The 13395-nt window shown below is 61.7% G+C and carries 14 protein-coding genes; 12 read left to right on the forward strand and 2 right to left on the reverse strand.

Annotated features, from left to right (window positions below; translation table 11 throughout):
• Positions 1-11 precede the first annotated feature (11 nt).
• The 9 genes from QTL56_RS04475 (at position 12) to QTL56_RS04515 (ending at position 7789) form a co-directional block, all read left to right on the forward strand.
• The gene (locus QTL56_RS04475) at positions 12-1418 is read left to right on the forward strand and encodes a pyruvate dehydrogenase complex E1 component subunit beta (RefSeq protein WP_245136890.1); all 1407 of its coding nucleotides are present in this window, start codon (positions 12-14) and stop codon (positions 1416-1418) included.
• 15 nt (positions 1419-1433) lie between these two features.
• Entirely contained in the window at positions 1434-2771 is a 1338-nt protein-coding gene (locus QTL56_RS04480; protein WP_245136889.1) for a pyruvate dehydrogenase complex dihydrolipoamide acetyltransferase, read from the forward strand.
• A gap of 16 nt (positions 2772-2787) precedes the next feature.
• Positions 2788-3426 carry an SGNH/GDSL hydrolase family protein gene (locus tag QTL56_RS04485; protein WP_229575422.1) on the forward strand — a complete coding sequence of 213 codons (639 nt, stop codon included), beginning with the start codon at positions 2788-2790 and terminating at the stop codon, positions 3424-3426.
• 109 nt (positions 3427-3535) lie between these two features.
• Positions 3536-3802 (forward strand): HP1242/YdcH family protein, encoded by a 267-nt coding sequence (locus QTL56_RS04490; RefSeq protein WP_229575423.1) that lies wholly within the window; start codon positions 3536-3538, stop codon positions 3800-3802.
• Positions 3803-3877: 75 nt separating this feature from the next.
• Positions 3878-5323 (forward strand): dihydrolipoyl dehydrogenase, encoded by a 1446-nt coding sequence (lpdA, locus tag QTL56_RS04495; protein WP_245136888.1) that lies wholly within the window; start codon positions 3878-3880, stop codon positions 5321-5323.
• A 76-nt stretch (positions 5324-5399) separates the two neighbouring features.
• Positions 5400-5654 (forward strand): GlsB/YeaQ/YmgE family stress response membrane protein, encoded by a 255-nt coding sequence (locus tag QTL56_RS04500; RefSeq protein WP_229575425.1) that lies wholly within the window; start codon positions 5400-5402, stop codon positions 5652-5654.
• Between the two features lie 40 nt (positions 5655-5694).
• The gene (lipA, locus tag QTL56_RS04505) at positions 5695-6687 is read left to right on the forward strand and encodes a lipoyl synthase (RefSeq protein ID WP_245136887.1); all 993 of its coding nucleotides are present in this window, start codon (positions 5695-5697) and stop codon (positions 6685-6687) included.
• A gap of 67 nt (positions 6688-6754) precedes the next feature.
• The gene (locus tag QTL56_RS04510; RefSeq protein ID WP_245136886.1) at positions 6755-7327 is read left to right on the forward strand and encodes a P-loop NTPase family protein; all 573 of its coding nucleotides are present in this window, start codon (positions 6755-6757) and stop codon (positions 7325-7327) included.
• A gap of 9 nt (positions 7328-7336) precedes the next feature.
• The gene (locus QTL56_RS04515) at positions 7337-7789 is read left to right on the forward strand and encodes a type II toxin-antitoxin system RatA family toxin (RefSeq protein ID WP_245136884.1); all 453 of its coding nucleotides are present in this window, start codon (positions 7337-7339) and stop codon (positions 7787-7789) included.
• Here QTL56_RS04515 and QTL56_RS04520 read toward each other — a convergent pair.
• Both QTL56_RS04520 and QTL56_RS04525 read right to left on the reverse strand, forming a co-directional pair.
• A complete protein-coding gene (locus tag QTL56_RS04520; RefSeq protein WP_245136883.1) occupies positions 7774-8280 on the reverse strand; it encodes a CinA family protein in 507 nt (168 codons plus the stop codon). The two genes, QTL56_RS04515 and QTL56_RS04520, sit on opposite strands and share 16 nt — an antisense overlap.
• Entirely contained in the window at positions 8280-9488 is a 1209-nt protein-coding gene (locus QTL56_RS04525; protein WP_245136882.1) for a bifunctional 2-C-methyl-D-erythritol 4-phosphate cytidylyltransferase/2-C-methyl-D-erythritol 2,4-cyclodiphosphate synthase, read from the reverse strand. Before QTL56_RS04525 ends, QTL56_RS04520 begins: the two co-directional genes overlap by 1 nt.
• Before the next feature lie 157 nt (positions 9489-9645).
• On the opposite strand from QTL56_RS04525, the gene dusB reads away from it, so the two are divergent.
• Genes dusB through ntrC form a run of 3 tightly spaced genes read left to right on the forward strand, consistent with a single transcriptional unit; the run spans position 9646 to position 13243 of the window.
• Entirely contained in the window at positions 9646-10662 is a 1017-nt protein-coding gene (gene dusB / locus QTL56_RS04530) for a tRNA dihydrouridine synthase DusB (protein WP_267499039.1), read from the forward strand.
• Positions 10659-11792 (forward strand): two-component system sensor histidine kinase NtrB, encoded by a 1134-nt coding sequence (locus QTL56_RS04535; protein ID WP_229575431.1) that lies wholly within the window; start codon positions 10659-10661, stop codon positions 11790-11792. Before dusB ends, QTL56_RS04535 begins: the two co-directional genes overlap by 4 nt.
• On the forward strand, positions 11792-13243 hold the full coding sequence (gene ntrC / locus QTL56_RS04540; RefSeq protein WP_229575432.1) for a nitrogen regulation protein NR(I): 1452 nt from the start codon (positions 11792-11794) through the stop codon (positions 13241-13243). Before QTL56_RS04535 ends, ntrC begins: the two co-directional genes overlap by 1 nt.
• The last annotated feature ends 152 nt before the right edge of the window (positions 13244-13395 follow it).

Raw genomic sequence — 13395 nt, forward strand, 5'->3', positions numbered from 1 at the left:
GGAGGGAACCCATGCCGATCGAAATCCTCATGCCCGCCCTGTCTCCGACCATGGAGGAGGGCACACTCTCTAAGTGGGTCAAGCAGGAAGGTGATACCGTGAAGTCCGGCGACGTGATCGCTGAAATCGAAACCGACAAGGCGACGATGGAAGTCGAGGCCGTCGACGAAGGTGTGCTCGGCAAGATCCTGATCGCTGCCGGCACTGAAAACGTCAAGGTCAATACCGCGATTGCCGTTCTGCTGCAGGACGGCGAAAGCGCCGATGCTGCCGTCGCACCGAAGAAGGAAGCCGATGCACCGGCGGCCGCTTCTGATGCGGCAGGCGGAAAGGCGCGCGAAGCGGCTGCGGAGCCGGATTCCACTGCAGATAACAAGGTCCCCGCGGCCCCGAAGATCGATGTCGCCTCTGATCCGGATATCCCGGCCGGAACCGAAATGGTCACCATGACGGTCCGCGAAGCCCTGCGCGAAGCCATGGCGGAAGAAATGCGCGCCAACCCCGATGTCTTCGTCATGGGTGAGGAAGTCGCCGAATATCAGGGCGCCTACAAGATCACGCAGGGCCTGCTGGCCGAGTTTGGTGCGAAGCGCGTCGTCGACACGCCGATCACCGAGCACGGTTTCGCCGGCGTCGGCGTTGGTGCTGCCATGGCGGGCCTCAAGCCGATCATCGAATTCATGACCTTCAACTTCGCCATGCAGGCGATCGACCAGATCATCAACTCGGCCGCCAAGACGCTCTACATGTCCGGCGGCCAGATGGGTGCGCCGATCGTCTTCCGTGGCCCGAACGGGGCTGCCGCCCGCGTCGGCGCACAGCACAGCCAGGATTATGCCGCCTGGTATAGCCAGATTCCGGGCCTCAAGGTCGTCATGCCCTATTCGGCCGCCGACGCAAAGGGCCTGCTGAAGGCCGCGATCCGCGATCCGAACCCGGTTGTCTTCCTGGAAAACGAGATCCTCTACGGTCAGTCCTTCGAAGTGCCGAAGCTCGATGACTTTGTCCTGCCGATCGGCAAGGCGCGCATCCACAAGACCGGCAAGGACGTCACCATCGTCTCCTGGAGCATCGGCATGACCTACGCCATCAAGGCGATCGCCGAGCTGGAGAAGGAAGGCATCGACGTCGAACTGATTGACCTGCGCACGATCCGTCCGATGGACCTCCCGACGATCATCGAATCGGTCAAGAAGACCGGCCGTCTCGTCACCGTCGAGGAAGGTTATCCGCAGTCGTCGGTCGGCACCGAAATCGCCACCCGTGTCATGCAGCAGGCCTTCGATTATCTCGATGCGCCGATCCTGACGATCGCTGGCAAGGACGTTCCGATGCCTTACGCGGCGAACCTCGAAAAGCTCGCTCTGCCGAATGTCGGCGAAGTGGTCCAGGCGGTGAAGACCGTCTGCTACAAATAAGGGGAGGGTAGGTCCATGCCGATCAACATCACCATGCCGGCCCTGTCTCCGACGATGGAAGAGGGCAATCTGGCCAAATGGCTGGTCAAGGAAGGCGACAAGGTCAAGTCCGGCGACGTGATCGCCGAGATCGAGACTGACAAGGCCACCATGGAAGTGGAGGCCGTCGATGAGGGCGTCGTCGCGAAGATCGTGGTTCCCGCCGGCACCGAAGCCGTCAAGGTCAATGCACTGATCGCCATCCTCGCCGAAGAAGGCGAGGATGTTGCCGCCGCTGCGGCCGCTGGTGGCGGTTCGTCCGCGCCGAAGGCCGAAGCTGCTCCGGCGCCAAAGGCAGAAGCCGCACCGGTGTCTGCAGAAACCGCAACTCCGGCGCCTGCAGCCGCGTCGGCTGCTCCGGCGGTGTCGTCCGGTGAGCGCGTCTTCGCCTCGCCGCTCGCGCGTCGTCTCGCCAGGGAGGCCGGTCTCGATCTCAAGGCTGTCTCTGGTTCCGGTCCGAAGGGCCGTGTGGTCAAGAGCGACGTTGAAAAGGCCGTCAGCACCGGCGGTGCAAAGGCTGCCCCGGCTTCCGCCGCAGGTGCAGGTTCAGCTGCCGCACCGGTGCTTGCCAAGGGCGCGTCGGAAGAGGCCGTTCTCAAGAACTTCGCCGAAGGCTCCTACGAGCTCGTGCCGCATGACGGCATGCGCAAGACGATCGCCAAGCGCCTGCAGGAATCCAAGCAGACCATCCCGCATTTCTACGTCTCCGTGGATTGCGAACTGGATGGCCTGATGGCGCTTCGTGCCCAGCTCAATGCGGCTGCCCCCGAAAAGGACGGCAAGCCGGCCTACAAGCTCTCGGTCAACGACATGGTGATCAAGGCGCTGGCGCTCGCACTCCGCGATGTGCCGGATGCCAATGTCTCCTGGACCGACACCAACATGGTCAAGCACAAGCATGCCGATGTCGGCGTGGCTGTCTCCATTCCCGGCGGCCTGATCACTCCGATCATTCGCAAGGCCGAGGAAAAGAGCCTGTCCACCATCTCCAACGAGATGAAGGACCTCGGCAAGCGTGCCAAGGACCGCAAGCTGAAGCCCGAAGAGTATCAGGGCGGCACGACCGCCGTATCCAATATGGGCATGATGGGCGTGAAGAGCTTCTCGGCCGTGGTCAACCCTCCGCATGCGACGATCCTCGCGGTCGGCGCCGGTGAAGAGCGGGTTGTGGTCAAGAAGGGCGAGATGAAGGTCGCGACGGTCATGACCGTGACGCTCTCGACCGACCATCGTTGCGTCGATGGCGCGCTCGGTGCCGAACTGCTCGGTGCTTTCAAGCGCTACATCGAAAATCCGATGGGCATGCTGGTCTGATCCGGGGAGCGGTGCGATGAAGACCGTTCTCGCCTATGGCGACAGCCTGACATGGGGATACGACCCGGTGAGCCTGGGTCGGCATGCCTATGAGGACCGCTGGACGAGCGTCTTGCAAAAGGCGCTCGGTCACGGGGTAAGGGTGATCGCCGAAGGCCTGAACGGCCGTACCACGGCCTATGACGACCACCTGGGTGACTGCGAACGCAATGGCGTGAAGCTGTTGCCGACCATTCTGGCCACGCACAAGCCGATCGATCTGGTGATCATCATGCTGGGGACGAATGACCTCAAGCGTGGCATCCAGGGAACAGCGATCGGCGCAACCAGTGGCGCCAAGCGCCTGGTCAAGCAGGTGCAGAAGCATGACTGGGGTTTCGAGTTCGAAGAACCCGAGATCCTGATCGTCGCGCCGCCGCCGATCCGCGAGACGGCCAATTCGGTCTTCGGCGCCATGTTCAACCACTCGGTTGGCGAGGGCGCCATGCTGGCCGGCATGTATCGAGATGCGGCGGACGAAGCTGGATGTGCCTTTTTCGATGCGGGATCGGTCGCCGAAACCACGCCGCTCGACGGCATCCATCTGGACGCTGAAAACACCCGTGCGATCGGACGCGGTCTCGAGCCGATCGTTCGGATGATGCTTGGACTTTGAAGAAAACGCGCATCCTGCATCCTGAGGCAGGGCGCATTGATCAAAATCAAGGAGGTCTTGTGCGCTGCGTCTAACCTGAACTCATCAACCCGCTAGAGGAGATGAGATCATGTCGAACACACCGCACGAACTGGCAGTGGAATTCCCGGAACACGTCGCGCAGATGCGTCATCTGAAGGAAACGGATGGTCATTTCGCAAGATTGTTCGAGACCTATCATGAGGTGAACCGGGCCATCCACCGCGCCGAAACCGATGTCGAGCCTGCAGACGACTTCCACATCGTGGAAATGCGCAAGAAGCGGATGCAGCTCAAGGATGAAATCTACGGGATGCTGGTTCGTCACGAACCGGAGGCCGAGACACCGCCCGTCTGAGGCGCTCGCTTCCAGTCCCGAACCGGGCCTCCGCTTGAGCGGGGGCTCGCAGGAAACCGAGGAGTGGAAGCGCCCATGTCGAATGCTTACGACGTCATCATCATCGGCTCCGGCCCCGGCGGCTACATTGCCGCGATCCGCGCAGCCCAGCTTGGCATGAAAGTCGCTGTAGTCGAGCGCGAGCATCTCGCCGGCATCTGCTCCAACTGGGGCTGCATACCGACGAAGGCGCTGCTGCGCACCGCCGACGTGATGCACACGGCGACCCACGCCAAGGACTACGGTCTGACCCTGGAAGGGTCGATTAAGCCCGACATCAAGGCCATCGTTGCGCGCTCGCGCGGCATCGCCCATCGCATGAACAACGGCGTCGGCTTCCTTTTCAAGAAGAACAAGGTCGACATCATCTGGGGCGAGGCGAAGATCACCAAGCCCGGCGAGATTGTCGTCGGCAAGCCGACCAAGAAGGCAGTCGAGCCGATGGGCCCGGTACCGAAGAACACGCTGGGCGAGGGCACCTATACCGCCAAGCACATCATCGTCGCGACCGGCGCCCGTCCGCGCGCTCTTCCAGGCATCGAGCCGGACGGCAAGCTGATCTGGACCTATTTCGAGGCGATGAAGCCGGAAGAGATGCCGAAGTCCCTGCTCGTCATGGGCTCGGGCGCCATCGGTATCGAATTCGCCAGCTTCTACCGCACCATGGGCGTCGATGTGACGGTCGTCGAGATCATGAAGCAGGTTATGCCGGTCGAAGACGAGGAAATCTCGGCCTTCGCCAAGAAGATGTTCGACAAGCAGGGCATGAAAATCCTGCTGGAGGCGAAAGTCGCCAAGGTCGAAAAGGGTGCAAACTCCGTCACCGCCACCATCGAGAAGAAGGACGGCTCGGTCGAGAAGATCACCGCCGACCGGATGATTTCGGCTGTCGGCGTGCAGGCGAATATCGAAGGCATCGGTCTCGAAGCCGTCGGCGTGAAGACCGATCGCGGCTTCATCGTCATCGACGGCTACGGCAAGACCAATGTGCCGGGCATCTACGCGATCGGCGACGTCGCCGGCCCGCCGATGCTGGCTCACAAGGCCGAGCATGAGGCCGTGATCGTCGTCGAGAAGATCGCCGGGCTGCCGAATGTGCATCCGATGGACAAGAACAAGATCCCGGGCTGCACCTATTGCAACCCGCAGGTCGCCTCCGTCGGCGTGACCGAAGCGAAAGCCAAGGCCGAGGGCCGCGAGATCCGCGTCGGCCGTTTCACCTTCGCCGCGAACGGCAAGGCGGTGGCCCTTGGCGAGGATCAGGGCATGGTCAAGACGATCTTCGACAAGAAGACAGGCGAACTGATCGGCGCCCACATGGTCGGCGCTGAAGTGACCGAACTCATCCAGGGCTTCGTCGTCGCGATGAATCTCGAGACCACTGAAGAAGACCTGATGCACACGATCTTCCCGCATCCGACGATCTCGGAGACGATGAAGGAAAGCGTGCTGGATGCGTATGGGCGGGTGCTCAACGCCTGAAGCCAGGTTGTGAAAAGGAGCCGTGCCGCCTATATGGGCGGCAGGTTCAAACGGAATATTCGAAAAGGAATGCGCCGTGGCAGGGTTTGAAGTCGGTATTCTCGCGACGATCTTCTTCGGCGGTCTCGCCGGGTGGCTTGCCGGAAAGCTCATGAACATGCGCTTCGGCGTCATCATGAACATCATCATCGGCATCATCGGCGCGGTGATCGCCGCGGCGATCTTCCGCCGTCTGGGCATCTTCGTCGCAGGCGACTGGCTGGGCTATCTGATCACCAGCTTCGTCGGTGCAAGCATTCTTCTCTTCATCGCCAAGCTCGTCCGGCGGTAAACAAAAAAGGCCGCATGCGCTGCGGCACAGGGTTCTCATCATGGTCACCATTCTCGACAGCACCAATCTCTCCGGCGCCGCCGTTGTGACTTCCGCAGACGATAAACGCGTCCGCCATCCGGAGAAGGCTCACAAGCCCGACACGGAAGTCCTGCGCAAGCCGGAGTGGATCCGCGTCAAGGCCCCGACCTCCAAGGGGTATCACGAGACCCGTGACCTCGTTCGCTCCCACAAGCTGGTCACCGTGTGCGAGGAAGCCGGCTGCCCGAACATCGGCGAGTGCTGGGACAAGAAGCACGCCACCTTCATGATCATGGGCGAGATCTGTACCCGCGCCTGCGCCTTCTGCAATGTCGCGACCGGCAAGCCGAATGCGCTTGACCTGGATGAACCCGAAAACGTCGCCAAGGCGGTCCACCAGATGGGCCTACAGCATGTGGTGATCACCTCCGTCGACCGGGACGACTTGGCCGACGGTGGCGCGGAACACTTTGAAAAGGTGATCTGGGCGATCCGTGCCGCATCACCGCACACGACCATCGAAATACTGACGCCGGACTTCCTGAAGAAGCCGGGCGCGCTGGAGCGTGTCGTTGCAGCCAAGCCCGACGTGTTCAACCACAATATGGAAACGGTGCCTGGCAACTATCTGACCGTCCGGCCTGGTGCGCGCTACTTCCACTCCGTTCGCCTGCTGCAGCGGGTCAAGGAGCTCGACCCCACGATGTTCACGAAGTCCGGTATCATGGTCGGTCTGGGCGAAGAGCGAAACGAAGTGCTTCAGTTGATGGACGACCTGCGCACGGCGGATGTCGATTTCCTCACCATTGGCCAGTATCTCCAGCCGACCCGCAAGCACCACAAGGTCGAGCGGTTCGTGACGCCGGAAGAGTTCAAGTCCTATGAAGACATTGCCTACACCAAGGGCTTCCTCATGGTCTCCTCGAGCCCGCTCACGCGGTCCTCGCACCATGCCGGTGATGACTTCGCACGGCTGAAGGCGGCGCGGGAAAAGCTTGTCGCCAGGGTTTGAAGACGTCGCCAGTCTTTCAAACGACGTGAGATGGCGCTAGATCCCCACACGCGAGGAGTGTGTGGGCATGGTTTTGTGCATTGAATCGTTGAAAGATGCAGCCGCGCAATTGCGCCAGGCGCAGCGCATCATGGTCATTGGCTGCTCCGGCGGCGGCAAGTCAATCTTTTGTCGCGAGCTCGCCACTCTGCTCGATCTTCCCAACCATTCCATGGATCGCGAAGTTTTCTGGCTTCCGAATTGGGTCGAGCGCCCCAGGGCTGAGCAGCGCGCCATCATTTCCGACATCGTATCGGCAGACAGATGGCTCCTCGACGGCACCAATCCGTCGAGCTTCGACATTCGTCTTCCGCGCACCGATCTCGTTGTCTGGGTGCGGCTTCCGCGCTGGCATTGTCTGCTTGGCGTTTACCGCCGGGCGGCGAGATACGTCGGGAAGCACAGGCCCGACATGGCAGACGGCTGCGTCGAGCGATGGCCAGGTCGCGAATTCCTCGCCTACATCTGGCACTTTGAGCACCGCTTCACTCCTCGGATCATCCAGGAGATCGAGAAACATGGTCCAGACGTGCCCGTGATCACCCTGAAATTCCATGGCGAGATGGCGCACCTGCTTGATCTTGCGGGGCTTCCTCATTAAGTCGCGGATATGCCCCAGTTCGAAACCCGCCGCATCGTCAAGCACTCGCCCGACCGAATGTACGCCCTCGTCGCCGACGTCGAGCGCTATCCGGAATTCCTGCCGCTTTGCGAAGCGCTTGCAATCCGGTCGCGCCGCGAGCGCGACGGCAAGGAGTTGCTGTTGGCGGATATGACGGTGGGCTACAAGGCAATCCGCGAGACGTTCACGACACAGGTTCTGCTAACGCCCGCCGATCACGCCATCGATGTCAAATATATCGAGGGCCCGTTCCGCTATCTCGACAATCGCTGGCGCTTCGAAGAGGCGGCCGATGGAAGCTGCGCGGTGCATTTCTACATCGATTACGAGTTCAAGAACCGCATCCTCGGCGCCCTGATGGGCTCGATGTTCGACCGCGCTTTCCGGATGTTCTCGGAAGCCTTCGAGGCGCGCGCCGACAAGATCTATGCCGGTCTCTGAGCCACCTGCGCCAGCATCTCGAGTGCCGTCCTGACCGTTGCAAGCCGCACCTGATCACGGCCGATATCGCCGTATCGCATTTCCCTGTGGTCGACGTCCCCGCGACGACTCTTCAGCGCCAGATGCACCAGGCCGACTGGCTTCTCTACAGATCCTCCGCCCGGTCCGGCGACACCCGTGACCGCAACGGCGACCGACGCGCTCGAACGGATCAGCGCCCCCTGCGCCATCTGCAGCGCGGTCTCCCGCGAGACGGCTCCAAAGGTCTCCAGTCCTTTGGCAGAAACACCGATCAGTTCCGTCTTCGCCTGGTTCGTGTAGGTGATGAAGCCGCGATCGACGACCGCCGAAGATCCGGCAATCTCCGTCAGAGCCCCGGCGATCAGGCCACCGGTGCAGGATTCGGCCGTCGCGACCATCCAGCCCAGATCCCGATAGGCCGCGATGATTGCTGCGGCCTGCTGCTCGATCTCAGCCGGATAGAGCCCCATCAGTCTGTCCCCCGGAAAACGACGGTTGCCGTAGCGATAGCCGCGATCCCCTCGCGTCGGCCGACAAAGCCGATCGTCTCGTTCGTCGTCGCCTTTACCGAGCATCGGTCAAGCGCGATGCTGAGGATGTCCGAGAGTGTCTCGCGCATCGCCTGACGATGCGGCCCAACTTTAGGTGCTTCGGCAATAAGCGAAATATCTGCATTCATGATCGTGCCGCCCGCCTCGCGCACGATCTTTGCAGCATGCTCGAGGAAGATCCGCGACGGCGCACCTTTCCACTGCATGTCCGACGGGGGGAAATGATCGCCGATATCGCCGGCGCCGCAGGTAGCAAGCAGCGCGTCCGTCAGCGCATGCAGCGCGACATCCGCATCCGAATGGCCTTTCAGCCTCTGATCGTGGGGAATGAAGATCCCGCAGAGCGTCACACCATCGCCCGGTTCGAGCTGATGCACGTCATAGCCGTTTCCGGTCCGGACGTCGGGCAGCGCTGCGCCCTTCAGCTTTTCGTCGGCCATGGCGATATCCCTTTGCACGGTGAGTTTTATGTTGTCGATCGAGCCCTCGACCAGGTGGACCGGAAGGCCAGCCCATTCCGCGATCGATGCGTCGTCGGTAAAATCCACGGCCAGCTCCTCGGCAGCCCTTTCGTGGGCCTCGAGGATGGCTGCGTAGTGAAAGCTCTGTGGTGTCTGGGCGGCGAAAAGAGCCTTGCGCGGAACTGTCATTGCAACGACCCCGGAGGTGTCGGCACGCTTGATCGTGTCGGATACGGGCAGGGCCGGCAGCACGGCCGTCTTGCCAGCCGCAAGTTCGCGAGCGATCCGCTCCAGGAGTTCTGCGTCGACGAAGGGGCGCACCCCGTCCTGGATCATCACATGATCGATGTCATGATCCCGCAGCGCCCGCAGGCCATTCAGCACGGATGCCTGTCGCGTGGCGCCACCGGTGACGATGGTCAGTTCGTCCCGTTTTGGCAGGTCTGCAACGGCTGCTTCGATCAATGCCCGATCGTCGGGGTGGATCACCACGGCAATCGGGCCACTTCTGGGCCAGTCGAGGAAGGTGGTGAGGGTATGCCAGATGACCGGCTTGCCCCCGATCCGCCGATACTGTTTAGGTCCTTCGACGGATGCGCCAGCCCGTTCGCCGCGGCCCGCAGCCACCACGACGATCCCGATTGTTTCGCTGCGCCCTTGCTCCATCGCCCCGCCTGGTCCATGACACATTCTCTTCGCATCGTGCTCTATCGGCTCGGGATCGAATTTTCCAGCATTTGCACGATTTTTTATCGATGCGTGAGCTTTGCCTCTTGGCAAGCAGGAGTCGAATGTCTAAAAATAATGCAAATGCGCTCGCTGCCTGAAAGATAATCAGTTGGATATTGTTGCTTTGCAAACGCCGTTTTGCATCGGCTCAGTCCCTGTCCGGAACCGGATTGTGCTCGCGCCGATGTCCGGCGTGACGGACCTGCCATTTCGGCAACTGGCCTTTCGGTTCGGCGCCGGTCTCGTCGTTACCGAGATGGTCGCAAGCCGCGAGCTGGTTTTCAATGCCGCAGAAAGCTGGTCGCGCCTCAAGGGGGCAGGGCTTTCCCCCCACATGGTCCAGCTCGCCGGGCGCGAAGCCAGGTGGCTCGCGGAGGCCGCTGTCATCGCCGAGGCGAATGGCGCCGATATCATCGACATCAACATGGGCTGCCCCGCAAAGAAAGTGATCGGTGGTTATGCAGGGTCTGCGCTGATGCGCGACCCGGATCACGCCCTGTCGCTGATCGAGGCGACGGTGAACGCGGTCAAGATCCCGGTGACGGTCAAGATGCGGCTCGGCTGGGACGACGCGTCGATCAACGCGCCCGAGATTGCCGCTCGCGCCGAAGCGGCCGGTGTTCAGTTGATCACGGTGCACGGACGCACGCGCATGCAGTTCTATGAAGGCCGTGCGAACTGGGACGCAATCGCAGCCGTGCGCGACGCGATCCGCATTCCCCTGATTGCCAATGGTGATGTCGAAACGGTCGAGGATGCCAACGAAATCCTGCGCCGCTCAGGCGCTGACGCCGTGATGGTCGGACGCTCCTGCCAAGGCCGGCCGTGGCATGCCGGTGTGCTGGCCGGACATTCATCTCCGGAACGGCAAGCGATCCCCGGCCTCGTCGTCGAACACTACAGAATGATGTTGGAGCACTACGGCGCCGACGTCGGTGTCCGTCATGCGCGCAAGCATCTCGGCTGGTATCTCGATCGCCATTCACCGGATCTGGCGCCGCAGGCAAAGGCCGCGATCATGACCTCGAAGGACACGGACTTCGTCACCGATGCCATCGAGCATGCGCTGTCGAGCAGCCGTGACGATACCACCAGACAGGAGGCCGCATGACGGCGAACGACAAGGGCAGTGGCCTCGCCATGGCCGTGCTCAACGCCATCCAGAACCCTGTGGTGATGGTGGATGCAAATGGACACATTGCCTTCGCCAACTGGGAAGCCGAGGCCTTCTTCGGCGCGAGCGCAACCCATCTCTCCCGCTACCGCATTTCGACCTTCATTCCCTTTGGCAGCCCGCTGCTGTCATTGATCGAGCAGGTGCGCGAGCGCCGTGCGCCGGTGAATGAATATCGCGTCGACCTCAGCTCTCCGCGTCTCGGGCAGGAAAAGCTCGTCGATCTCTATGTCGCCCCGGTCCTCAGTCAGCCGGGCAATGTCGTCGTGGTCTTCCAGGAGCGCTCGATGGCCGACAAGATCGACCGCCAGCTGACCCACCGTGCCGCCGCCCGCTCCGTCACCGGTCTAGCCTCCATGTTGGCGCATGAAATCAAGAATCCGCTGTCTGGCATTCGCGGTGCCGCCCAGTTGCTCGAGACAGCGGTATCCGACGAAGACCGCGCCCTGACCCGCCTGATTTGCGACGAGACCGATCGCATCGTCTCGCTGGTCGATCGAATGGAGGTCTTCTCGGATGAGCGACCGGTGGACCGCCAGTCCATCAACATCCATTCGGTGCTCGATCAGGTGAAGGCCGTCGCCAAGGCGGGCTTTGCCCGCAATATCCGCATCACCGAGAATTACGACCCATCCCTGCCGCCAGTTTTCGCCAATAGAGACCAGCTCGTCCAGGTCTTTCTCAATCTCGTGAAGAATGCGGCGGAAGCCATTGGTGAGCGGTCGGATGGTGAGCTTCAGCTGACCACCGCCTATCGCCCCGGCATTCGTCTGTCGGTCGCCGGCTCGCGTGAAAAGATTTCTCTGCCCCTCGAATTCTGCGTCCACGACAACGGTCCGGGCGTGCCGTCCGATCTCCTGCCGCATCTCTTCGATCCCTTCATCACGACGAAAACGAACGGATCCGGCCTGGGACTGGCGCTCGTGGCGAAGATCATCGGCGCCCATGGCGGCATCGTCGAATGCGACAGCCAGGCGAACCGCACCACATTCCGGGTCCTGATGCCCATGTCGAAAGAGACGGCGCTCGACGAAGCCCCCCTTGCCAAATCCACGGGAACGAACTGATGACGGCCACGATCCTTGTTGCAGACGACGATGCTGCGATCCGCACGGTGCTGAACCAGGCGCTCAGCCGCGCGGGTTACGACGTCAGGATCACTTCGAACGCCGCCACGCTCTGGCGCTGGATTTCGGCGGGCGAGGGCGATCTGGTGGTGACCGACGTGATCATGCCGGACGAAAATGCCTTCGACCTCCTGCCACGCATCAAGAAGGCGCGGCCGGACCTGCCGGTCCTGGTCATGAGCGCCCAGAATACCTTCATGACCGCAATCAAGGCCTCGGAAAAGGGCGCCTATGATTATCTGCCCAAGCCCTTCGACCTCACCGAACTGATCGCCATCATCGGCCGCGCGCTGTCGGAGCCGAAGAAGCGTCCGGCACGCCTCGACGACGACACGCAGGACGGCATGCCGCTCGTCGGCCGCTCGGCCGCCATGCAGGAAATCTACCGCGTGCTGGCCCGCCTGATGCAGACGGACCTGACGCTGATGATCACGGGCGAGTCCGGTACGGGCAAGGAACTGGTAGCCAAGGCGCTGCATGACTACGGCAAGCGGCGCAACGGGCCCTTTGTTGCGATCAATATGGCCGCCATCCCGCGTGACCTGATCGAATCCGAACTTTTTGGCCACGAGAAGGGCGCCTTTACCGGCGCACAAACCCGCTCCACCGGTCGTTTCGAGCAGGCCGAGGGCGGCACGCTCTTCCTCGATGAAATCGGCGACATGCCGATGGACGCGCAGACACGCCTGCTTCGCGTGCTGCAACAGGGCGAATATACGACCGTCGGTGGCCGCACGCCGATCCGCACGGATGTTCGCATCGTGGCCGCGACCAACAAGGACCTGAAACAGTCGATCAACCAGGGTCTTTTCCGCGAAGACCTCTACTATCGCCTAAACGTGGTTCCGCTGCGTCTGCCGCCGCTGCGTGATCGTGCCGAGGATATTCCGGATCTTGTGCGCCACTTCATCCAGCAAGGCGAAAAGGAAGGGCTCGACGCCAAGCGCTTTGATCACGAAGCCCTGGAAGTGATGAAGTCCTATGCCTGGCCAGGCAATGTGCGCGAACTGGAAAACGTCGTGCGACGCCTGATGGCGCTCTATCCACAAGATGTCATTGCGCGGGAAGTCGTAGAGCAGGAACTGCGCTCCGATGTGGCGGACAGTCCGATTGCCAAGGTTGGAATGCCGGCGGGGGCAATGACCATTTCCCAGGCTGTCGAAGAAAACATGCGGACCTACTTCTCCTCCTTCGGCGACGCACTGCCGCCGTCGGGCCTCTATGAGCGCGTGCTGACGGAAATGGAGTATCCGCTCATCCTTGCCGCTCTGACCGCCACCCGTGGCAACCAGATCAAGGCGGCCGATCTGCTCGGCCTCAATCGCAACACCTTGCGCAAGAAGATCCGGGAGCTCGGCGTCTCCGTTTATCGAAGCTCCCGTTCCGCTTGACACAGGTGGAACCCCCGTTGCATTTTCGCCACATTGCGTTGCTCAAAAGACACGTCGCCTTGTGACCGGATTCGCTGGTTGCCCGGCTATGGGACCTGAGAGCCTTGCAGCAACAAGCCGACTTCAGCCCTGGTGGCGGTCGGGTGAACGAG

The organism is Peteryoungia algae (genome assembly GCF_030369675.1).
Taxonomy (GTDB): Bacteria; Pseudomonadota; Alphaproteobacteria; order Rhizobiales; family Rhizobiaceae; genus Allorhizobium; species Allorhizobium algae.